This is a genomic window from Neobacillus citreus, assembly GCF_018343545.2.
In the GTDB taxonomy this organism is placed as follows: domain Bacteria; phylum Bacillota; class Bacilli; order Bacillales; family Cytobacillaceae; genus Neobacillus; species Neobacillus citreus.
On record NZ_JAGYPE020000025.1, the window covers coordinates 16755 to 37768 of the forward strand.

The 21014-nt window shown below is 42.4% G+C and carries 20 protein-coding genes and 1 pseudogene; 5 read left to right on the forward strand and 16 right to left on the reverse strand.

The genetic code is table 11. The annotated features are described in order from the left end of the window. Window positions 1-61 precede the first annotated feature (61 nt). The 9 genes from KHB02_RS14725 to KHB02_RS14765 form a co-directional block, all read right to left on the reverse strand. Window positions 62-1345 (reverse strand): YjiH family protein, encoded by a 1284-nt coding sequence (locus tag KHB02_RS14725; RefSeq protein WP_241113878.1) that lies wholly within the window; start codon window positions 1343-1345, stop codon window positions 62-64. A 180-nt stretch (window positions 1346-1525) separates the two neighbouring features. Then, window positions 1526-2524: an agmatinase family protein gene (locus KHB02_RS14730; protein ID WP_241113871.1), complete on the reverse strand. Its 999-nt coding sequence runs from the start codon at window positions 2522-2524 to the stop codon at window positions 1526-1528. After that, the gene (gene hutI / locus KHB02_RS14735; protein WP_213140264.1) at window positions 2502-3794 is read right to left on the reverse strand and encodes an imidazolonepropionase; all 1293 of its coding nucleotides are present in this window, start codon (window positions 3792-3794) and stop codon (window positions 2502-2504) included. Before hutI ends, KHB02_RS14730 begins: the two co-directional genes overlap by 23 nt. A gap of 214 nt (window positions 3795-4008) precedes the next feature. Next, the gene (hutU, locus tag KHB02_RS14740) at window positions 4009-5682 is read right to left on the reverse strand and encodes a urocanate hydratase (protein ID WP_213140265.1); all 1674 of its coding nucleotides are present in this window, start codon (window positions 5680-5682) and stop codon (window positions 4009-4011) included. Between the two features lie 202 nt (window positions 5683-5884). Beyond that, window positions 5885-7366 (reverse strand): helix-turn-helix domain-containing protein, encoded by a 1482-nt coding sequence (locus KHB02_RS14745; RefSeq protein ID WP_213140266.1) that lies wholly within the window; start codon window positions 7364-7366, stop codon window positions 5885-5887. 127 nt (window positions 7367-7493) lie between these two features. Continuing rightward, on the reverse strand, window positions 7494-7901 hold the full coding sequence (locus tag KHB02_RS14750) for an acyl-CoA thioesterase (protein ID WP_213140267.1): 408 nt from the start codon (window positions 7899-7901) through the stop codon (window positions 7494-7496). A gap of 89 nt (window positions 7902-7990) precedes the next feature. Further along, the gene (locus KHB02_RS14755; protein WP_213140268.1) at window positions 7991-9037 is read right to left on the reverse strand and encodes an ATP-grasp domain-containing protein; all 1047 of its coding nucleotides are present in this window, start codon (window positions 9035-9037) and stop codon (window positions 7991-7993) included. A 137-nt stretch (window positions 9038-9174) separates the two neighbouring features. Further along, window positions 9175-9669 carry a flavodoxin domain-containing protein gene (locus KHB02_RS14760; protein ID WP_213140269.1) on the reverse strand — a complete coding sequence of 165 codons (495 nt, stop codon included), beginning with the start codon at window positions 9667-9669 and terminating at the stop codon, window positions 9175-9177. A 113-nt stretch (window positions 9670-9782) separates the two neighbouring features. Beyond that, complete coding sequence (locus tag KHB02_RS14765) at window positions 9783-10709, reverse strand: alpha/beta hydrolase (protein WP_241113879.1); 927 nt, start codon at window positions 10707-10709, stop codon at window positions 9783-9785. Between the two features lie 176 nt (window positions 10710-10885). Here KHB02_RS14765 and KHB02_RS14770 point away from each other — a divergent pair, with 176 nt between their 5' ends. Then, a complete protein-coding gene (locus tag KHB02_RS14770) occupies window positions 10886-12193 on the forward strand; it encodes an alkaline phosphatase family protein (protein ID WP_213140271.1) in 1308 nt (435 codons plus the stop codon). Between the two features lie 23 nt (window positions 12194-12216). Further along, entirely contained in the window at window positions 12217-13491 is a 1275-nt protein-coding gene (locus tag KHB02_RS14775) for an MFS transporter (protein ID WP_213140272.1), read from the forward strand. Window positions 13492-13531: 40 nt separating this feature from the next. Here the strand turns inward: KHB02_RS14775 and KHB02_RS14780 are convergent, their stop codons facing one another. From KHB02_RS14780 to KHB02_RS14800, 5 genes and pseudogenes are all read right to left on the reverse strand, one after another. Further along, on the reverse strand, window positions 13532-14428 hold the full coding sequence (locus KHB02_RS14780) for a carbohydrate kinase family protein (protein WP_213140273.1): 897 nt from the start codon (window positions 14426-14428) through the stop codon (window positions 13532-13534). A 112-nt stretch (window positions 14429-14540) separates the two neighbouring features. Then, a complete protein-coding gene (gene copZ / locus KHB02_RS14785) occupies window positions 14541-14747 on the reverse strand; it encodes a copper chaperone CopZ (RefSeq protein WP_213140274.1) in 207 nt (68 codons plus the stop codon). A gap of 14 nt (window positions 14748-14761) precedes the next feature. Beyond that, the gene (locus tag KHB02_RS14790) at window positions 14762-15100 is read right to left on the reverse strand and encodes a metal-sensitive transcriptional regulator (protein ID WP_213140275.1); all 339 of its coding nucleotides are present in this window, start codon (window positions 15098-15100) and stop codon (window positions 14762-14764) included. A gap of 137 nt (window positions 15101-15237) precedes the next feature. Continuing rightward, window positions 15238-15450 (reverse strand): annotated as a pseudogene (locus tag KHB02_RS14795) (hypothetical protein); the annotation flags it as partial. A 335-nt stretch (window positions 15451-15785) separates the two neighbouring features. Next, window positions 15786-17606 (reverse strand): CocE/NonD family hydrolase, encoded by a 1821-nt coding sequence (locus tag KHB02_RS14800; RefSeq protein WP_241113872.1) that lies wholly within the window; start codon window positions 17604-17606, stop codon window positions 15786-15788. Between the two features lie 325 nt (window positions 17607-17931). Here KHB02_RS14800 and KHB02_RS14805 point away from each other — a divergent pair, with 325 nt between their 5' ends. Then, complete coding sequence (locus tag KHB02_RS14805; RefSeq protein WP_241113873.1) at window positions 17932-18084, forward strand: YuzK family famiily protein; 153 nt, start codon at window positions 17932-17934, stop codon at window positions 18082-18084. A gap of 57 nt (window positions 18085-18141) precedes the next feature. On the opposite strand, the gene KHB02_RS14810 is transcribed toward KHB02_RS14805, so the two are convergent. Then, window positions 18142-18609 (reverse strand): CBS domain-containing protein, encoded by a 468-nt coding sequence (locus KHB02_RS14810; RefSeq protein ID WP_213140277.1) that lies wholly within the window; start codon window positions 18607-18609, stop codon window positions 18142-18144. A gap of 21 nt (window positions 18610-18630) precedes the next feature. Beyond that, the gene (locus KHB02_RS14815; RefSeq protein ID WP_213140278.1) at window positions 18631-19278 is read right to left on the reverse strand and encodes a TetR/AcrR family transcriptional regulator; all 648 of its coding nucleotides are present in this window, start codon (window positions 19276-19278) and stop codon (window positions 18631-18633) included. Between the two features lie 287 nt (window positions 19279-19565). Here KHB02_RS14815 and KHB02_RS14820 point away from each other — a divergent pair, with 287 nt between their 5' ends. Further along, a complete protein-coding gene (locus KHB02_RS14820; protein WP_213115881.1) occupies window positions 19566-19718 on the forward strand; it encodes a hypothetical protein in 153 nt (50 codons plus the stop codon). A gap of 179 nt (window positions 19719-19897) precedes the next feature. Further along, window positions 19898-20995 carry a 3-phosphoserine/phosphohydroxythreonine transaminase gene (gene serC / locus KHB02_RS14825; protein ID WP_213140279.1) on the forward strand — a complete coding sequence of 366 codons (1098 nt, stop codon included), beginning with the start codon at window positions 19898-19900 and terminating at the stop codon, window positions 20993-20995. The last annotated feature ends 19 nt before the right edge of the window (window positions 20996-21014 follow it).

The window sequence follows — 21014 nt, forward strand, 5'->3', positions numbered from 1 at the left end:
ATTTTTTCATAAAAAAAAACCTTGATAATCAAGGTTTTTTTGGAAAACGAAATTCCTTGGCTTATAGAATTAAAAATGCAATTGGTGCTGTAATCAGGATCGTCAGGACTACTCTTTCGAACCAGATGACCACAAGTTTGCCGACTGTAAGTGGTATTTCAGTTGAAAGGATACATGGTACCACTGCCGAGAAGAAAATGATGGAAGAAACGGACACAACAGCAATGACAAATTTTGTAACAATTGCAGCCTTTGTAACTAAAAGTGCCGGTAAGAACATTTCGGCAATACTTAAAGCACTGGCTTTTGAAGCAAGCATGGCATCCGGAAGCTGCACGAGCTTTGCGAAAGGATAGAAAATGTAGCCAAGCCAATCAAAAACTGGGGTAAATTCCGCTAATACAAGACCCAGCAAGCCAACTGACATGATCGAAGGAAGAATCCCCATTGTCATGACAAAGCCGTCTTTTAGGTTGTCCCAAATGTTTTTGCCAAGACTAGGAGACTCGTTTGCAGTTACCATCGCTTCTTTCCATGCAGTCTTCACTCTGTCTTTCTTAATGATAACCTCTACGTCGCCCTCCATATCTTGATAATAGGAATCACTCATTTTGGATAATGGCCAAATACGGACGGTGATAGCGGTTACGATGAATGTTACGATAAACGTTACCCAGAAATAGGCATTCCAAATGTTCATTATATCCAGCGTTTTGGCAACAACGATCATAAAGGTGGCTGAAACAGTAGAAAATCCTGTTGCAATAATTGCTGCTTCTTTAATAGTATATTTTCCTTCTTTAAAAACACGGTTGGTAATTAATAATCCAATTGAGTAGCTTCCTACAAAGGATGCCACTGCGTCAATAGCAGAACGTCCAGGTGTCTTCCAAATCGGTTTCATCACCGGCTGCATAAAGATTCCGACAAATTCAAGCAATCCATAGCCGACCAATAGAGCCAGAAATACGGAGCCAATTGGTACCAGCAAGCCAACTGAAATGACTAACTTGTTAAATAAAAACGGTGCCATATTTGGGTCAAAAAACCACTTAGGGCCGACATTAAATACAAGCATCACACCTGCCACAAAACCAAACACTTTTAGGATTGAAAAGACTAATGTTACCGTGTCTTTTTTCCAAGTGCCTTTAATAAATGGGTAAACAGCACCCAATAAAATCACGAGCAATGCATAATATGGCAGAACTCCTGGAGCCGCCGTTTGAATGTAGGAAACAATGTGGTCCAGCATGATAGATGATTTCCCATTTACTGTTACCGGAATAAAAAAGACAAAAATACCAATTGCACTATAAACAAAAAACTTCACAATATTTGCCATGTTGCTGTTCTGTAATTCCGGCTGTACAGCCTTTACTTGTTCAACTGAATGATTTGCCATACTCCATCCCCCTTGAAATAAACTCCCTTTAGTTCATTAAAGTACAAAATCAAAAAATTAAGTATTTGTCCACCTGAGGTGGACAAATACCCCAAATTGTCTTTCTGTGCCGCCTGACACCTATCTCAACATAACCCCTGTTACAAAGGTTAAAAATACGTGGGTGCCGAGTTTAACAGTTGGTTGGACGGCACTGTCTTTGAGCGGGTCTAGACAGACGATATCCATGGCACCGACTTTTGGATGCTTTGCTGCTGCTAGTACCCCTTCAAGCAGTTCAGTTGTGGTCATGCCCCCCGGCGTTGAGGCCGGTACCCCTGGGGCATAGGCGATGTCAAGGACATCCATGTCAACCGTCAAATAAATAGTGTCAACTTTAGCGGCGAGTGCGTCCAGACATTCAAGGACCGTCGCCTCGATGCCTTTTTTCCTGGCACGCCCCAGCGTAATATAATTAACACCTTTTTCATCTGCATATTGCTTTAAATCTTTAGTGTTAAAAAATCCGTGTAGACCAATATTATACATATTCGAGCCGTCCACGACGCCGCTTTCAATCAGGTTCCGCATCGGTGTCCCATTCGAAGGTCCATTATCACTCATGTCCCGTAAATCAAAATGAGTATCAAATTGGATAATTCCAATCTTTTCGTCAGGCCGGGCCAGATGCAGACCCTTTACCATCATTGCCGTAATCGAATGATCACCGCCAATAGCGCAAATCTTGGACTTCGTAAAATGCTGATGAAGTGCCGTAGATGCCGCGATAATATTATCATGGCAGCGGCGGATATCAGTGACATGCATCGGGACGTCTCCTGCGTCCACTGCCGTCATATCCGTGAGATCCACATCTTCATCCAAATTATAAGTCGTGAATCCTTTCCATGCTCTTCGGAAGGCATCCGGAAATTCCGAAGCTCCTGATGCACTGATGGACGAACGAGAAAGCGGGACGCCGACAACGAGAAAGTCAGCGTCCTTTGCTTTTTCCGGGTCGCTTGCAGCTGACAAAGGCTCAATCCATTCATGAACTTTGCTAGCTTCCGCGCTGCCTCCCTCTGGCCGTACCCATGTAAAGCTAGGCGGATTTAGTTTAGGATAAAGAAAGCTCTTCAATGAGCTGACCTCCCTTGACAACCACCCGGCCATTTTTCACGACAGTATCAGTATGGTTGACACCATAGGAATATTGAAGCTTCATATAGTTTTCAATGTTAAAAATTGTCACGTCGCCTTTTTTACCGATTTCTAAACTCCCAATCTCGCGGCCGCGATTGATGGCATGGGCAGCGTTAATGGTGGCAGCGGTGATAACCTCTGCCGGAGTCATTCCCATTTTTAAGCAGCCAAGGCTCATGATAAACGGCAGCGAAACCGTTGGTGATGATCCGGGGTTACAATCAGTAGAAAGTGCGACCGGTACTCCTAAATCTATCATTTTTCGGCCATTAGCAGACTCTGCCATTAAAAAGTATGCTGTACCTGGCAGTAACACACCGACAACGCCTTTTTCAGCCATTGCTTTCATACCTTTTTCTGAAGCTTTTAGAAGATGGTCTGCGGAAATGGCACCAACCTCTGCCGCAAGTTCAGCTCCTTCATATGGCTCAATCTCATCGGCATGGATTTTCGCAATCAAACCATGACGCTTTCCCGCTTCAAGAATGACCCTTGATTGCTCCGGTGTAAACACGCCATGCTCACAGAACACATCATTAAATTCCGCGAGTCCGAGCTCGGCAACTTTCGGAATCAAATCTTCCACTAACACGCGTACAAACTCATCTGGGTTTTCCTTATACTCCTTCGGAACTGCATGTGCTCCCATAAAGGTAGAAACGACATCAACTACGTGCTTTTCCTGCAGCTCCTTTGCCACTTCAAGCTGCTTCAGTTCGGTTTCCCAATCCATACCGTAGCCGCTTTTTGCCTCAACCGTGGTAACCCCATGACGCAAGAACTGATTCAAGCGGTTATAGCTTTCTTTGTAGAGCTGCTCATGTGATGCGGCTTTTGTTGCTCTTGTCGTCGCGTGAATCCCGCCGCCGGCATTCATGATTTCCATATAGGTTTTACCCTGTAAGCGCATATTGAACTCGTTTTCTCTGCTGCCCGCATGTACCAGATGCGTATGCGGGTCAACTAAACCTGGTGTTACAAGCTTTCCACTGGCGTCAACTAGTTCAGCCTCAGCGAGACGGTTGGCATATTTAGCCGCAAGCTCTTCATCAGTGCCGACAGCCTGAATAACTCCGTCCTCAATCCATACACTTCCGTTTTCGATAATGCCGAGCTCAGACATTTCCGCTTTTACCCGTGGCGCATCAGAGCCACCATGTAAAGTAACTAGTTGAGATGCATTTCTAATAAAAATTGCTTTGGTCAATTTGAGTCATTCCTCTCAAAACATAGTTTTGCAGGATTATCTCGGGCTACATTTCCATTTCAACATAGGAATCCACCAAAAATTGCAAGTAATTCGCCGAAAACACCAACATATTCGCCGAATTAACCGAGATATCCGCCTAAATAGCGGACATATCCGCCAAACTCGCAGATATATCCGCCAAACACGATTGCGTACCCTTATCCTGGTAGTACTAGTCTTGCTTAAGCATTGGCATTTTGATGCCTTTTTCCTTAGCAGTCTTAATAGCCAGATCATACCCGGCGTCAGCATGGCGGACTACACCCATCCCAGGGTCAGTTGTTAATACGCGCTGCAAGCGGACTTCTGCTTCCTTCGTACCATCGGCTACGATAACCATACCAGAGTGCTGGGAATATCCCATCCCAACGCCGCCGCCATGGTGTAATGAAATCCAGCTCGCTCCTCCAACAGCATTAATCATCGCATTTAGAATTGGCCAGTCGGAAACTGCATCCGAACCGTCTTTCATTGCTTCAGTTTCACGGTTAGGTGAAGCAACAGAACCAGCGTCTAAGTGGTCACGACCGATAACAATTGGTGCTGAAACCTCACCACTAGCCACCATGTCATTAATCACTTTACCGAAACGTGCACGGTCTCCATATCCTAACCAGCATATACGAGCAGGAAGTCCTTGGAATGCGATTCTTTCCTGGGCCATTCTTACCCATTTGCAAAGATGCTCATCATCTTTAAACTCGCGAAGTAATGCTTCGTCAATTTTACGGATATCTTCCGGATCGCCAGATAATGCCGCCCAACGGAAAGGTCCTTTTCCTTCACAGAATAACGGGCGAATGTAAGCTGGAACAAATCCTGGGAAATCAAAGGCATTTTCCACACCTTCGTCTTTTGCTACCTGACGGATGTTGTTACCATAATCGAATGTAACCGCACCTTTTGCCTGCATATCCAGCATTGACTTTACATGAACAGCCATGCTTTGTTTGGAAAGCTTCACATACTCAGCCGGATTTTCCGCTCTTAACTTCGCTGCTTCCTCTAATGAATACCCAATTGGTACATATCCATTTAATGGATCGTGTGCAGATGTCTGGTCTGTTAACACATCTGGATTGAAACCTTTTTCGATCATTAATGGTAAAATTTCAGCCGCATTTCCAATAAGCCCAATAGAAAGTGCCTTGCCTTCCTTCTTCGCTTCAAACGCTAAACGTAATGCTTCATCAAGATCCTTTGTTTTTACATCCAAGTATCTTGTTTCGATCCGACGGTCGATTCTCCACTCATCGACCTCCACAGCGATACAAACACCATCGTTCATTGTTACCGCAAGTGGCTGAGCGCCGCCCATCCCGCCAAGACCAGCAGTTAGTGTAATCGTGTGTTTTAATGAACCGCCAAACTCTTGACGAGCAAGCTCAGCAAAAGTTTCATAGGTTCCCTGAACGATTCCCTGGCTGCCGATATAAATCCAGCTGCCGGCTGTCATTTGTCCATACATCATCAAGCCCTTTTTATCAAGCTCATGGAAGTGCTCCCAATTAGCCCATGCAGGAACAAGGTTTGAATTTGCCAGCAATACACGGGGCGCATCCTTATGAGATTTCCAAACTACAACCGGCTTTCCTGACTGGATCAATAATGTTTCATCATCTTCTAACTCTAAAAGCGTTTTCACAATTGCATCAAAAGATTCCCAGTTACGTGCTGCCTTTCCGATTCCGCCGTAGACAACTAAATCTTCTGGTCGTTCGGCAACCTCCTGGTCAAGGTTGTTATAAAGCATGCGGAGCGCTGCCTCTTGAATCCAGCCCTTTGCATGCAGTTCAGTGCCTTTATAATTTTTAACTACTCTTGGTTGTGATGTTTTCGTTTCCATTTTTACACCCCTTATTGGTTTAAATCTATTTTTATTATAAAAAGCTAATCTTCTGAAAAATACGAATAAAACATTAGAAAACAGATACAATTTTTATAATAAAATGCTTTTTTTTAGGACAAACCCTCAATAAAATATACTTTTTTTAGAAAAGGTTAATTTTTTTAGAAAAAACAAAAAAAGAGACTCAATCAGCACTGAGTCATAGTTTCATTTCTTTTCGATATTCTCTTGGTGAGGAACCCATCAAATCCTTAAACAGCCTGCTAAAATAATTGGAATTTTGGAAGCCGGCCATTGCGGCAATTTCATTGATGGGCTTGTTCGTCTCCCGCAGCAGTCTTTTCGCTTCCTTCATCCTGATTCCAGTCAACACATCCGTAAAGCTTGAACCAGTCGTCGAGCTTATAAGATGACTGAAGTAAGACGGATTTCGCTCCACATATTGAGCTACTTCTTCAAGCCGCAGCTGGCTATTTGAAAAATTAGCTTCCATATAGGCGATGCCTCTTTCGATTGGATCGTTTTTTAAGCTGCGGATGTTAGCCTCCACACCCTGGAAAATCTTTTGCATAAATAAAATCAGATTTTGAACCGTCCGGTAAAGAACCGTATCATATAATATAGAATTAAAAATGTACCGATATTCCCTCTCAAAGTGCTCGTCTTCCTCAAGAGTATAGGTCTTCATAAATCTTCTTATTTGCGCCAAAATACTTGTCAACCTGATTCTGACCAGCCCGGGGTCCGGATAAGGAGTTTCTAAATGTAGAAATTCATCATAAAGGCATTTCTTTATTTTTTCCAATTCAAAATTGGTCAGCATGTCAATCCAATTTCGTTGCTCGGGAGGCGTTAAGAATGGGTCGAGATAAACCCATTTCGGAGAGTATTCAAACTCAACCACCTGCCGGTATCCTTTATAGTAAGTGAAATCCAGCATTTTTCTGGTTTGGCGATATTTTTCGTTAAGAGGCGTTGGGGAATTCCCTTTATGAACGACAATCGCAAGAGAGTCGGAAAATTCCTCTTCCCATCTTCTCATTGCTTTCCGGCATTGCTCCATTATGGTGGTACAGGACTCCATAAACAAAAGAATAACCATGTCACTTAACGGAAAAATGCCATGCAAATCCTTAAACGAATATTCTAATAAAAAGGAATGCAAGGTACGATTCATTTCAATCTCTTCAGCCTTAAATGCAGCAATATGGTAGTTTTCGCTAAAACCTATTTGTGAAATAAATAAGGACTCATAGGTAATATCTTTATAAAGGGTTGACTGCATTAGACCATTTGGTTTCAATTTGGTCGAAAGCTTTCGGGATGCCTTTTGATAAGCAGACTTTATTTTTACCGTCGAAAAAGGTTTGATCATTAAATCTAGTGCCTGTAGGTCGATGGCCAAGCGCGCTTTCTCAAAAGTGGCCTCAGCGCTAGTTAATAGCAGAATAGGTTCATAAATTTGGATTAAATCACGAAAAGCCGGCCAATCTTCTTTGTTAATCATATCTAATTCGATTAAGACGATTTCAGGAGATTCTTTCTCAAAAAGGACGATAAATTCCTGATAATCAGCCGCCGACAAGATGTTGGCAACAGGAATAGAGGAGGTTTTTAACATCCACTTCAACCCCTCCCGTTCGTTTAAGTCACGATCTGCTATCAGCCATTTTCCTTCCATTAATGAATCCTCCGTTTTTTAAACCTATCTATCATTCTATAGCATAAAATGTTTGATTAACAGTATCCAATATAGTCTTTAAAAGAAAAAAGGACAAGCACCATCAGACATGGTGTTCGTCCTTTTTTTAGCAGTTGATTAGTTCGGCAAGCTCAGCATTTTGATGGAGCAGTCGGCGAATTTCATCAGGTACAGTGGTTTTAATTCTTGTTTGCCGATTAATTGTTGTCAAAATGACTTCAGCAGACGCCAGCAGAATGCCTTGTTTATTTTCCATCTTTTGCATAAGGGTAAAACTTGTATTCCCAACTCGCTCAAGCCATGTGCGAACGATTATTTCATCATTATTAAACACTTCTTTTTTATAATCAACGCCAATATGGACCGCTACTGCCTCTACACCCAGCTGCTGGGTACAAAAACGGTACCATTCCTTACGCCCCAGGTCGAAATAATCAAAAATCTTCACATTACTGACATGAAATGTTTTTGTCTCTGCGATTAGCTCTAATTCAGAATAAGTCAATTTTTTCACCTTTCCCCAGCCGCACCGTTATTTTTTTGAATTTTCCATATTTATTTTATTTTACACTATCTACTAAACAAATGAAATCTTTATATGGTTTACGGTGCCTGACACCAATCATCCTTAAGAATCATTTCTCTTTCGAGATGGCTGGCGCGAATGCCGAAACGCGGGCTGACCGCTTCAATTTTCTCCCCGAGGAGAATTTTGATGGCCAGATAGGGCATATTGATGCCGGAAAGGCAGCTGATATGCATGCCGCCGCTCATACGTGGGTTAATTTCCAATAGCTTTGGGATACCATTGTTATATTTTAATTGAATATTAAATATATATGGCAGCTTAAACTCAAGATGAAACCGATGAGCGAGTTGAATCAGTTCTTGATGGTCTACTAGCTCACGGATTCTTCCATCTCCCTTCATCCTTGGGATCGCGGCAAGTAATCGGTCTGGTGTTGCCAGGCAATCAATACTATATTCCCGGCCCTCTAGATACTCAAGGACCATTAAATCTGAAAATGTCTCCTGCTGGCCAAGAATTTCGCAAGCGTACCGATAAGGCATTCGGAAACTAGTGCCATGATGAAAAAGCTGATTGACGGAATCAATCTCATCCTTTATCACACGAAAACCGTTGGCACCCTCGCCGATGACCGGTTTAAAACAAACCTTATGTCCCTTTTCTATCAGCCTTTCGCAAGCGGACTTAAATTCCGCTAAAGTATTAACCACATAATGTTCAGGAATGGAAAATATAGGGCCTTCTTCTTCCGCTTTTTCCATAACGGTTCGATAAGCAAGGGCCTTATTATCCATCTTCTCCATTAGTTCCGCATCTGGACAGACCAACACTTTGACGCCAATTTTTTCGAAATCAGCAAGTCTTTTTGAAATTAACACGTTTTCCTTGCGGGGTATAAAAATGTCGATCCCATGTGTTTCACAAAACTCCATACAGAAGGCGATATATTCATCACCGGAGAGTTCCGGTTCGGTAAAAGCTTTATCACAATACTGCAAATATAGAGCATCCTTATTCGGACTCGTTCCATAGATTGAAAATTTCCGGTTATCGGGATTGTCCCGAATCATCTCAATATAGTGGGAAACAGTTGTAAACCAGCGGTTAAACCAAATTTTCATAAAAATCCTCTCTCATGTTGTAATTTGACCCTTCCATTATGTTCAAAACGTGTTTTTTTTAAACAGATAAATATTTTTCTAAAATAAAAAAACGCCTCTTTTGCTGCAGAAGCGTTTTGGAATAATAGTCCGGCTGACTAGACCGGGATTCTTATATTATTATATCTTAGGGCAAATTCCATGATGGCGTTGAGGTTTAGATGCGATTCGTCTTTTATTACACTATCCACTTTTTTTACTACTTGTCTTTCAAAAAAATTCATTTTAGAAACTAAGAATTCGCCACCAAATAAGCCCATTGCCACGGAGTTTTTCCGTAAATCCTGCGGAAAGGCGCGGTTAAATTGCTCCACAGCGATATCACCATTCCGGATGCAGCACAGAAATAGTCCCACTTCTTTTTCTAAAAGCTCATCATGATGCTGTTTGACAAATTGTTTAATTTTCCTTTGAATTTCCCCTGCATGAATCGATCCGCCAATTATAACCCCATCATAGTCCTCTAAATCAAAAAGAATTTTATCCCGTTTCAAATCTACAGCGAGGACCTCTCCTTCAATATTCTCGCATAATACACTCACAGCCTTTTCTGTCGTACCATGGGATGAGCAATAAACAATTAACGTTTTCATGATTTGCTCCTCCTTCAAAATGATGTTCCTATTAATTCTCATTATATAGCCTGTAAAAAAGACTGGCTGCAAAAACATTGGCAATATTATTACAATTTCCAATTTGCGGGCATTCACTTAATTGTGGAGTTTTTAAAGCTTCGCTTCGCAAAATGCCCGATTTCGCGAATGGCTTTACGGGCCTCGGGCAGAACGCCACCGAAGATTTGCCAAACGTGCCACATTCCTTCCCATATCTTCAAGGTGACATCAACGCCAGCAAGCCGCGCCTTTGCTGCAAGCATTTCGGCATCACTTTGTAAAATTTCATGACTTCCCGCTTGGATAAACAATGGCGGTAAGTCGGTCAAATCAGCGAAAACAGGCGAAATCATTGGGTGATTTAGCGGTTTGGCACCTGCATACATGGCAGCTGCCTTTCTCACGGCTTCTGGGTTTAAATACGGGTCCAGCTTCCTGTTTTTCTCATAACTCTCTCCGCTGCTTGTTAAGTCCGCCCAAGGCGATAAACAAATAACTGCTGCCGGCAAGGGATCGTTTTGCTCCCTCAGTGTCAAGGCGGCGGCAATACTTAAGCCTGCACCTGCTGAATCGCCAGCAAAAATAATATTAGAAGATTCATAACCCCGGTCAAGCAGCCAATGGTATACTAAAACAGCATCTTCAATCGCCGCCGGGAATGGATGTTCAGGGGCAAGCCGATACTCCGGCAAGAGCACTTTGGCACCGGAAGCCTTGCCAATTCTCGCAGCCAACACACGGTGGGTATCTGCCGACCCATATTCATATGCACCGCCGTGCAAATAAAGGATTACCTTCTTCTCCTTAGTATCAGTGAAGGAAAGCCATTCAGAATAGAGGCCGCCAATTTTGCAGGATTCCCTAACACAGCCCTTTGGCAGCTGGCCAAGCTTGGCACCAAATTCATTGAACCTCTGCCGTGTTTCCTCCATCTCTGTTTTCCTGATTCCTTTTTTCGCCATTCTTTTTACTGATAGTTTTATCATTTTTTCGATTAATAAACTTTGAATGCTTGGCATCACGGTCATCCCCCTCCCTAGACATTTATATACATTATACTGAAAAAACTTAATTACATATATCTTCCAACACCAAAACATCCTAATTTTTTCATAAATATTGTAAAAATTCTGTAACAACCCAGTATCTTATTGTACAATTGGATTAGCAGTAGTTACCAATTCGGAGGGTTTTTATGAATCGACTTACCGACCATCTCATCATTATCTCATTCGACTGTCTTTCTGCTTTAGATTTTCCCATCATTAAAGAATTACCTCACTTTCAGACAATTCTTCAAAACGGGGCCTTGGTGGAAAATGTCGAGAGTATATACCCATCTGTCACCTACCCTTGCCATGCCACTATCGTAACGGGAAAATATCCGAACAGACACGGTGTCATTAATAATACCCTATTGCAGCCAGGACGCTTATCTCCTGATTGGAATTGGTTTCGGAGCTCCATTCGCGGAACCACCCTTTATGATGAAGTAAAAAAAGCAGGCATGACCACAGCTGCCTTACTATGGCCGGTTACCGGAAAGGCGGATATTGATTATAACATGCCCGAGATCTTCGCAAACCGTCCATGGCAAAATCAAATTCTTGTATCTCTCACTAGCGGGACTCCCCGCTTCCAATGGGACCTCAATAAACGGTATGGTCATCTCCGCAACGGCTTAAGCCAGCCGGAATTGGATGATTTTGTTTTAGAAGCAGCGGTGGATACGATTAAAACAAAGAAACCAAACCTAATGCTAGTCCACTTTACAGACTTGGATTCCATGCGTCACTTCCATGGTTTTTCTTCAGATGAGGCGATTGCCGCCATCTACCGTCATCACAGCAGGCTTGGCAGAATCATGGAAGCACTTGAGGAGAGCGGCATCAAAGATAACTCCACTGTGGTTATACTCGGCGACCACAGCGCGTTAGATGAAACTAAGGCTGTACACTTAAACGTACTTTTTAAAGAACACAATCTGATTACCACCAACTCTCGCGGAAAGCTGGTAAATTGGAAGGCATACTGCAAAAGCTGTGACGGTTCGGCATATATTTATGTAAAAGATCCGTGTGACACCATTACTTATGAAAAAGTAAAATCCTTATTGTCAGAAATGATTCAGGACCCAACTTCGGGAATTGAACAGGTGCTTTCAGGCAGTCAGGCTGCCGAACGAGGTGCGGATGGGGAATGTGCCTTTATGATTGAAGCAAGCCTGGGGTATTACTTTTTAGAAGATTATGAGGGGGATTATATTAAAACCATTACAGCTGAAGATGTAAAGGCAGATAAAAAATATACCCTGGCTACTCACGGCTATTCTCCCGTAAAAGAGGCATATGGAACCATCCTTATGGCGGCAGGAAAAGGGGTCCAATCAGTCACACTTCCATCCATCCGGCTTATTGATGAAGGGCCCACCTTCGCAAGATTACTTGGTGTCAGCTTAGGAGATACTGATGGAAGAGTAATTGAGGAGATATTGAAACGATAAAAACTTAGTTAGGGGGAAAAAATATGAGCCGGATGACAAAGCAAGAAAAAAGCTGGGTTTTTTACGATTGGGCCAACTCCGCCTATTCTATCCTGATTACCACTGCTGTTTTTCCGTTATATTTCAAAGCAGCCGCCAAAGAGGCAGGACTTGCCGGTGCAACATCAACCGCCTATTGGGGCTATGCCAACTCTTTTGCGACACTATTAATCTCTATTTGTGCCCCCGTCCTTGGCAGCATTGCAGATTTCCGAGGGTTTAAGAAACGATTTTTCACCTTTTTCTTTGCTTTAGGAGTTATTTTTACTTTTTTGCTCGCCGTGGTTCCAAGCAGCCAGTGGATGATTCTTTTAATCTGCTATATGGTTACGGTTATTGGCTTCGGCGGAACGAACATTTTCTATGATGCCTTTCTGGTTGATGTCACTACTGAAGAGCGGATGAACAAAATATCCTCACGCGGTTTTGCGATGGGCTATATCGGCAGTACCATCCCGTTCATTATGGGAATTGCCCTGATCATTTTGGCCCAACAAAGCATTCTCCCATTGTCTGTCACCGTTGCCAGCCAAGTCGCTTTTGCCATCACCGCCTTATGGTGGGGACTATTCACGATTCCGATGTTAAAAAATGTAAATCAAGTTTATTACAAAGAACGCGTCCCAAACCCTGTTTCCAACGGCTTTAAACAGTTATTTATTACGTTTAAAAAAATTAAACTCTATCGCCCGTTATTTCTCTTTTTACTTGCCTATTTCTTTTATATTGACGGGGTTAACACAATTATTACGATGTCAACCGCGTACGGATCGGATTTGGGGATTGATTCTACCAATCTGTTAATCATCCTGTTTGCCACCCAGGTGGTGGCCGCGCCGTTTGCCATTTTGTACGGCAAGCTTGCCGATCGGTTTAAGGGTAAGACGATGCTGCTCGTTGGCATTTTCGTTTATATCATCATTTGTACTTATGCCTATTTCTTAAAAACTGTTTTGGACTTTTGGATTCTGGCCATGCTTGTCGCCTCTTCTCAGGGCGGCATCCAAGCGCTCAGCCGCTCTTATTTCGCCAAATTGGTGCCGAAAGAAAGTGCCAACGAGTTCTTTGGATTTTACAGCATCTTTTATAAATTTGCAGCCATCCTTGGACCGTTTTTAGTCGGTTTTACTGCACAGATGACAGGAAACACCAACAGCGGTGTTTTTAGCTTAATTGTTTTGTTCATCATAGGTGGGATTATTTTAATGAGGGTACCGGAATCAAATCAAGCTACACAATCAAATTCAATCACCCATTAAAAAGACAAAACAGCGAAGTCATGTGCTTCGCTGTTTTTGTTTACAATGCCCCCATTTTCGTCGTTGCCCGCGCACCGATTTCATTAGCAAATCGGACAAATTCTTCTAATTGCAAATCATCTTGAGGAACACCATGATTATGAAAGCGGGATATAATGGCTGCCATGAAGGCATCACCTGCCCCGGTGGTATCTACAGCTTTAACCTGCACACCCGGAATGAAAATGCTTCGTCCCTTATGTACGGCACAGGAGCCTTGCCCGCCCATCGTGATAAACAGAAACGGAATCCCCCATTCAGAGATAAGCCCCAGACCTTCCTCCAGGTTATTTGTTTCTGTTAAAAAGAATAATTCATCTTCAGCCATTTTAACGATATCGGCTTGTTTGGCAAAAGAAATGACAGTCTTCCGGCATTTCTTTTCGCTTTCCCAACGCTGCAGGCGAATATTTGTATCAAATGCCGTCAGCAACTCCCGTTTGCGGGCATATTCGAGTGCCTGGCGTGTCGTTTCCCTTGCTATATCATGAAAAAGTGTCCCGGAACCGAAATAAAAGAGTTTCCCCTGCTGAAACAATTCTTCAGGAAGATCATTGCTGGTCAGAAGTAAATCTGGAGTTGGGTTATTATAGGAATGAAACTGTCTCTCACCTGATTGATTTATATGTACCTTGACACTACAGATTCTTTTTTCAGGCGAACGGACACAATAATCGACGTTCACTTTCTCTTTTACAAGCTCCATCTCCACAAAAGCACTCTCTTCGTCCGTTCCAAGTTTCGTTAAGTAATAAGAAAGCACCCCTATCCTGCTTGTCCAAACAGCGGTATTTACCGTCGCCCCGCCGGGAAACTGGTGAAATATTGTATTAGTTGAATCCTTTGATATGTAATCAATAAACGCATCCCCGAGGGATATCACACCTTGCCTGCTCAAAGCTGCACCTCTTTTCAAAGCTTTAACTATCATTCTACCACAGCTATTTTTATAAAAGAATTTACCCTTTGTAAAAAGAAAACACCCAAGCTAATCTGGGTGCCAATCATCATTATTCTACATCGTATCCTTGATCGTCAATTGTTTCTTTAATCGTGCTGAGGGATACTATGCTTGGATCAAACACAACATCAACTTGACCTTTTTCCAGCTTAACGAAAACATTTTTTACGCCATCCAATTTCCCGACGCTTCCTTCCACCGCTTTGACACAATGGCCGCAAGACATACCGCTTACATTTAATGTTACATTTTCCATTTTTTATTCCTCCGTTATTTTTTCATTAATTTTTGTACGGTTACAAGAACCTCATCAATCACGTCAAAATCGCCTTCCTGAATCCGTTCCACCACACAGCTCTTCATATGGCCTTCGAGCAGGATTTTCGCTACACTATTTAAAGCCGACTGCGTGGCGGCAATTTGGTTGATCACTTCATCACAGTACGTGTCTTTTTCAATTAACCCTTTAATGCCGCGAATCTGGCCTTCAATTCTATTCAGCCTTGTCACAAGATTGCTTTTTACCTTATCAGAATGGTGACTCTTGCGGTGATTTTCCTCGGTATGGCAGCAGGATTCATCCATTATTTCCTTTTCATTCATTGACATTTGACCCGCCTCCCTTTTTGCTAATTATATCATACCCCCCTACCGTAAATCGATGAGTACAACAAGTAATTTTAGTTAAAATGGTAAGATTATTGGTTAGGAGCCAAGTTTCCCGCCACCTCCATTTCTATTAGTAGTTAAAGCTTCACTCTTTGTAAACGCAGTGCGTTTAATACGACTGAAACAGAACTAAATGCCATAGCAGTTCCGGCAAGCCATGGGACTAGAAAGCCGATTGCGGCAATTGGAATCCCCAATGTATTATATCCAAATGCCCAGAATAGATTTTGTTTAATGCTTTGAATTGTCTTTTTACTTATAAAGATGGCATCGACGATACTGTTTAGGTCGGTAAGGACAACATCATAACGACCGGGACTTGTTCGTTTAAGTTTTGAGGTTGTTATAACCCCACCATAACGCCTGGGGCCTTGTTTTTTTCGGTCGTTCGGGCGTTATAAACCCGTCATAACGACCGAATCCTTCTTTCCTTTAATCGTTTGGTCGTTATGAACCCACTCATAACGACCGAATCCTTCTCTCCTTTAACCGTTCGGGGGTTATAAACCCATATAACGACCGAATCCTTCTTCCCTTTAACCGTTCGGGCGTTATGAACCATATATATTAGAAAAAAGCTGCAGATCACCGCAAAAACCAGTAATCAACAGCTTATTAAAAAGATTTATTTTACTATTGGTAAGGTCACATATGAAGGATATTGGCTGTTATGCATAATAGTAACCACACCGCCTAATTGATTAAGCAGCATCGGTGTCGTTGATAACGAATGCGGGAAGTCACTTGGCCCCACGCTGACCCGTAGGCGGTGCCCATCTTTAATCTGTGCATTGGTCGGAAAAATCTCGATGTTTAATTCCATAACCTTGCCTGGTACCACCGCCTGAACCGCTTCCGTCGTAAATGGATGCCATGGCTGAATATTTTCGCCATTTAAAAAGCGGCTCTTTGACTTATCTACAGCACGATGCGAAGCAGCGAGCCAGCCGGCGGTCAATTCGCTTGAGGTGCCATCCGGAGCCACATCTGTTACACGAACAGATAGGACTGCTTCTTTAGCGGTTGTACTTACATAAATTCTTGCAGCAATCGGACCGGAAATTCTCACGTCCTGATTAACCGGAGGTGTTGTGTAGGTGACTTCTGTAGTCTCGGTTAAGCGATTATCCTTTGTGCATGGAAAGACCCCCAATATTCCCATCGTCCATTGGCTGGCACTGCCAGAGCAAATCCCGTTCACTGGCTGCTGCAGCATGAAATCGGAGCCTTCAATCATGGAAGGAGTATCCTTTGTCAGTAGGTTCCCGGAACGAAGATAATATTTTTCAGCCTGTGCCTTGGCATGCGGCCAGCCTGGCTGCACTGCAAAGTGACCATCGCCTAACACAAATTGCGTTACATCAGGAATCCCTTCCACATCCACATTCATGCCCTTCACATATTTGTCGAACCATTTTAAGGTAATTTGGTCTAAAGTTGGAACATTATCCGCCGGTAATCCGCTTCCAAAATCTCCATGCGTCCAATTACCGATCAACAGCTTCGTTTTGACCCCATTTGCCTTCAACTTTTCAAATAGTAAAGGTTCACCCCGTTGAAAAATATCATGGAGGCCGCCGGTTATAAATGCCGGCACCTTTACTTTATCTGCGACTAATAGAGGCGAACGCTGCCAAGAAAATGGCCCATCATAGGCAACTTCCCCGCCTGCAAGAGCGGATGTTAACGTATTTGTCTGAAAACCGGAGATTTGCCCTGCATGGTTAATAAGAACTCCTGCTGCCTGAACAGGATCTGTCAATGTGTAGCTTGGCGGCAATAAACCCGTACCAGTGACTAGCCCCAGCCACAGAGGGATAAACCCGGTATTGACCAGACCGCCTGACATCACGATATCCCGGTAGCTGTCTCCCATCGGCACAATTGGGAACATCGCAGCCAAGCCTTTGGGCTGCTGGGCTGCCGTAAAGAATTGGTTAATCGCCATATAGGAAGCCCCGTATAAGCCAACCTTGCCGCTTGACCACGCCTGACTGGCCGCCCATTCCACAAGCTCCTTTCCGTCCTGCTGTTCAGCAATCCCAAATGATTCCCATGTGCCCTGCGAACTACCTGTCCCACGGACATCTACCACTACCTGGACATAGCCGCGTTTAACAAAATATTCATTAACGCCATTAACATTTTTATTGTATGGCGTCTGAGTCAAAATAACTGGAAATGGCCCCGGTCCGTCTGGCCGATAAACATCGGCAGTCAATATGACGCCATCCCTCATTGTAATGAAAACATCTTTTTCTGTAATGTAGCTTTGATACTCCTCAGATCTGTCGTAGCTTTCCCACTTTTTATTAGTAGTTGTGTCTATGGATGTTGTTTGGGTTTCCTCGCCTATTGAAGTGCCAGTTAAGGAAAATGCGGTTGAAAAAATAAAACCAAGCATTACTAACAGAATGCCGCCGGCCTGAAACCGTTTCTTGTGCATATTTAACCCCCCATTCTGAATTTTCTTACTCTTATAGTGTAAGTCATCAGAATGATGAAAAAAATAATACATCCTTACTATCAACCTAATACAAGTTGCGTATTTTTGGAAAATCAGTGGAAAACAAGGTTTAATCAAGAGGATATTGGAGGGATTGTATGAATCAGCAGGTTCAGGGAACAGGAGGCCATCTCAGTCCTAAATATAACAAGATTTCCCACTTTACGGGCTTTGTCGAAAAAAACTGTTCAATGGTAAGATGAAAACCTAATAACTAAAGGAGGGTTTTAACATCCAACATTTACGTTTGAAGTACACGAGTGAAATGGAGAAAGCACTTCTTAATGCCCATGGTGTTTGTTATAAGGTTTATTGCCGGAATCATGACATACGGATATTAGTTGAAAAAAGACGGGAACAGGATTATATTACATCACAAATGATGCTTGCCGATATTGGACGCAAATTTCATACTTAACTCTAAAAAAAGGTGTCAGGCTGTCTTTCATGAAAGTACCTGGCACCTTTTTATTCTTCAATCCATCTCATCAATAATGGTTTGTTGGATGCTTCGAATCACATCTCCCCTGCTGAGGACACCGATTACACGATTATTACCGTTTAACACAGGCAATTTTTTAAAATGGTGCTTGGATAAGAGGGAGACAACTTTTTTCATATCATCATCAGGATGAACAGTGACAATCCCATTTGTTTTGGCAATCTTTATGATTTCCCTTCCCGCCATTTCACTCAAGCGGCTTTCTAAATCCTCCTCGGCGATATAAGTCATAAAGGTAAAATAATTATAAATTTGCCGATCAATGGGTTTAATAGCTCTTAAGATATCCCCATCTGTTACAATGCCGCATAATTTACCCTCGCCATTCACAACAGGCATGCCGCCAATTTTTTTTTCTACAAAAATTTTCATAACATCCTTAATAGTATCAGTTGGTTTTGCTGTAATGACATTCATTATCATAAAATCTCTTACCTTCATCGCTAGTCACCACTCTTTAGTTTATTCTTCATTTTCAATAAGGAATTTCTTTAGTACATCAGGAGGGAAAACAATGCGGCAAATGACCTTTGCCAATTCCATAAAATCTTCTTTTTTACAGTGTTGACCTATCTTGGTATTTCCACTCTCTGCCAACACCATAATAGACCAGGCAACCTTATCCAAATCCAAGTCCCTCCAAGTTAACCCTGAATCATAAGCACGCTTTAATCCGGTAAGAATTCTTAAATGGATTTTTTTTCTGGCTTCTCCTAACACCTCGGCAAGTTCCGAATCCTTATGCAGTAGTTCTGGCAAAACACGGTGAAGTCCCATCCCGTTAAGCCGTTTCATATGCGCTTCTAATAAGGATGCCAATAAAAGTTCAGGATTACCGGCAGTCCAATTTGGTTCAGGAGGGAGCAATTCATCTATTTTATCCTCCAAAAGGGACATTAACAGCTGCCGTTTATCTGAAAAATAGCGATAAAAGGTTCCTGTAGCTACCCCTGCATGGGCCGCGATTTCCTTTGCGGTTGTTTGCTCATATCCTTTTTCAATAAACAGTATTCGCCCGCTTGCCAAGAGAGCATTTCTTTTTTGTTGGGCCCGTTCTTGTTTAGGAAGAATCGGAAATTCACCTACAAGCAAATCTTCACGTTCAGTCATAGGACCACCTCGGGCTTATTATAGCACAAAAATTAAAGGTGAACTACAGTTCATCTTTTTGTTGATATGTTTATAGCTGAATGTAATACTTGAACTATAGTTCATGTTATTCAATTCCTTCCATAACACCCCTGGATTAAAGGAATTCGTCTAACATGAACAACTTTTTTAAAAATTTTTTAAAAAACAGGTTTTGTCAGGAAGGATATCACCATATTTTTCCGAATAATATAGGGTAATCTTATTTTTTATATTGGGTTTATAAATTTTGAAAGGTGTTGATCCATATGGCCAATCAATCTGACTCTAAAAAAATCTCCGTAAATTCAACTATTTCCTTAAAAGGAATAGTAAAAGCCATTTTCAACGATACCGTTCACGTCCAAATTGGCGGAAAGATCATTACGCTGCCAAAAAAGGATTTTCTTGCTGAAAGTTAAGTGATTTATATTTAAACATAGAAGCATTTTGTCGGTCTGCTACTTGCATTAGTGGCAGGCATTTTTTTGTTTAAAAATTGAACAAGCCTTTAACTCTGTAAAGGAATAAAATTTCCTGTCAAAATAATACGAAAATATGTTATATTCATTTATATTAAAAAAACATGGGAGTGAACGAAATGAAACTAGACATCAAACGGGCCTATAATTTCAATGCCGGCCCATCTGCTCTTCCTCTTTCTGTACTGGAAAAAGCCCAGCAGGAGCTGATTGATTTCCGTGGCACAGGAATGTCAATCATGGAATTAAGCCACCGCAGTGCTGCCTATGAAGAAGTACATAATCAGGCGATCGCGCGCCTAAAGGATTTAATGGGTATTTCTGAAGATTATGAAGTACTCTTTTTGCAAGGTGGAGCAAGCCTGCAATTTTCAATGATTCCGATGAACTTTTTGGGAGAAGGAAAAAAAGCGGGTTACGTGATGACTGGATCTTGGTCAGAAAAAGCTTTTGCCGAAGCCAAGCTATTTGGTGAAGTTGCTCAGGCGGCGTCATCAAAAGAAGGCAAATACCGCCGCATTCCTAGACTAGCGGAAATTCAATATCAAGGTGACGAGGCCTATTTACATCTGACCTCCAATAATACAATTTACGGAACGCAGTGGAAGGAATTCCCTGCTACTGGCAATGTTCCGTTAATTGCGGACATGTCCAGCGATATTTTATCCAAGCATGTTGATGTCAGCAAGTTCTCCATGATTTATGCGGGTGCCCAGAAAAACCTTGGACCTTCCGGTGTTACGGTAGTAATTGTTCGCAAGGAGTTTCTTGAAAAGGCTAATTCTAATATCCCTACCATGTTAAAGTACAGTACTCATGCAAAAAACAATTCCTTATATAACACTCCGCCAACCTTTGGCATTTATATGCTCGGTGAGGTTCTTGGCTGGGTACAGGAAATTGGCGGCCTTGAGGAAGTTGTCAGACGGAATGAGGAAAAGGCGAAGGTTATCTACGATGCTATTGATCATAGCAATGGTTTCTACATCGGGCACGCTGAAAACGACAGCCGCTCCCTAATGAATATTACCTTTAACTTAAAATCAGAAGAGCTGGAAAAAGCATTTTTAGCGCAAGCCAAGCAAGAAGGCTTTATCGGTGTTAACGGCCACCGCTCCATTGGAGGCTGCCGCGCATCCACCTACAACGCCGTTCCATACGAATCCTGTAAAGCATTCAGCGAATTTATGGAACAGTTCCAAAAGCAAAACGGATAAAAGATGGGGACGGTTCTAA

Bases quoted from the DNA above. Each gene is read 5' to 3' on its own strand.
- KHB02_RS14725 (WP_241113878.1), bottom strand. From the start codon at position 1,345: ATGGCAAATATTGTGAAGTTTTTTGTTTATAGTGCAATTGGTATTTTT.
- hutU (WP_213140265.1), bottom strand. From the start codon at position 5,682: ATGGAAACGAAAACATCACAACCAAGAGTAGTTAAAAATTATAAAGGC.
- KHB02_RS14745 (WP_213140266.1), bottom strand. From the start codon at position 7,366: ATGGAAGGAAAATGGCTGATAGCAGATCGTGACTTAAACGAACGGGAG.
- KHB02_RS14755 (WP_213140268.1), bottom strand. From the start codon at position 9,037: ATGAAAATTTGGTTTAACCGCTGGTTTACAACTGTTTCCCACTATATT.
- KHB02_RS14760 (WP_213140269.1), bottom strand. From the start codon at position 9,669: ATGAAAACGTTAATTGTTTATTGCTCATCCCATGGTACGACAGAAAAG.
- KHB02_RS14765 (WP_241113879.1), bottom strand. From the start codon at position 10,709: ATGCCAAGCATTCAAAGTTTATTAATCGAAAAAATGATAAAACTATCA.
- KHB02_RS14770 (WP_213140271.1), top strand. From the start codon at position 10,886: ATGAATCGACTTACCGACCATCTCATCATTATCTCATTCGACTGTCTT.
- KHB02_RS14775 (WP_213140272.1), top strand. From the start codon at position 12,217: ATGAGCCGGATGACAAAGCAAGAAAAAAGCTGGGTTTTTTACGATTGG.
- copZ (WP_213140274.1), bottom strand. From the start codon at position 14,747: ATGGAAAATGTAACATTAAATGTAAGCGGTATGTCTTGCGGCCATTGT.
- KHB02_RS14790 (WP_213140275.1), bottom strand. From the start codon at position 15,100: ATGTCAATGAATGAAAAGGAAATAATGGATGAATCCTGCTGCCATACC.
- KHB02_RS14800 (WP_241113872.1), bottom strand. From the start codon at position 17,606: ATGCACAAGAAACGGTTTCAGGCCGGCGGCATTCTGTTAGTAATGCTT.
- KHB02_RS14805 (WP_241113873.1), top strand. From the start codon at position 17,932: ATGGAGAAAGCACTTCTTAATGCCCATGGTGTTTGTTATAAGGTTTAT.
- KHB02_RS14810 (WP_213140277.1), bottom strand. From the start codon at position 18,609: ATGAAGGTAAGAGATTTTATGATAATGAATGTCATTACAGCAAAACCA.
- KHB02_RS14815 (WP_213140278.1), bottom strand. From the start codon at position 19,278: ATGACTGAACGTGAAGATTTGCTTGTAGGTGAATTTCCGATTCTTCCT.
- KHB02_RS14820 (WP_213115881.1), top strand. From the start codon at position 19,566: ATGGCCAATCAATCTGACTCTAAAAAAATCTCCGTAAATTCAACTATT.
- serC (WP_213140279.1), top strand. From the start codon at position 19,898: ATGAAACTAGACATCAAACGGGCCTATAATTTCAATGCCGGCCCATCT.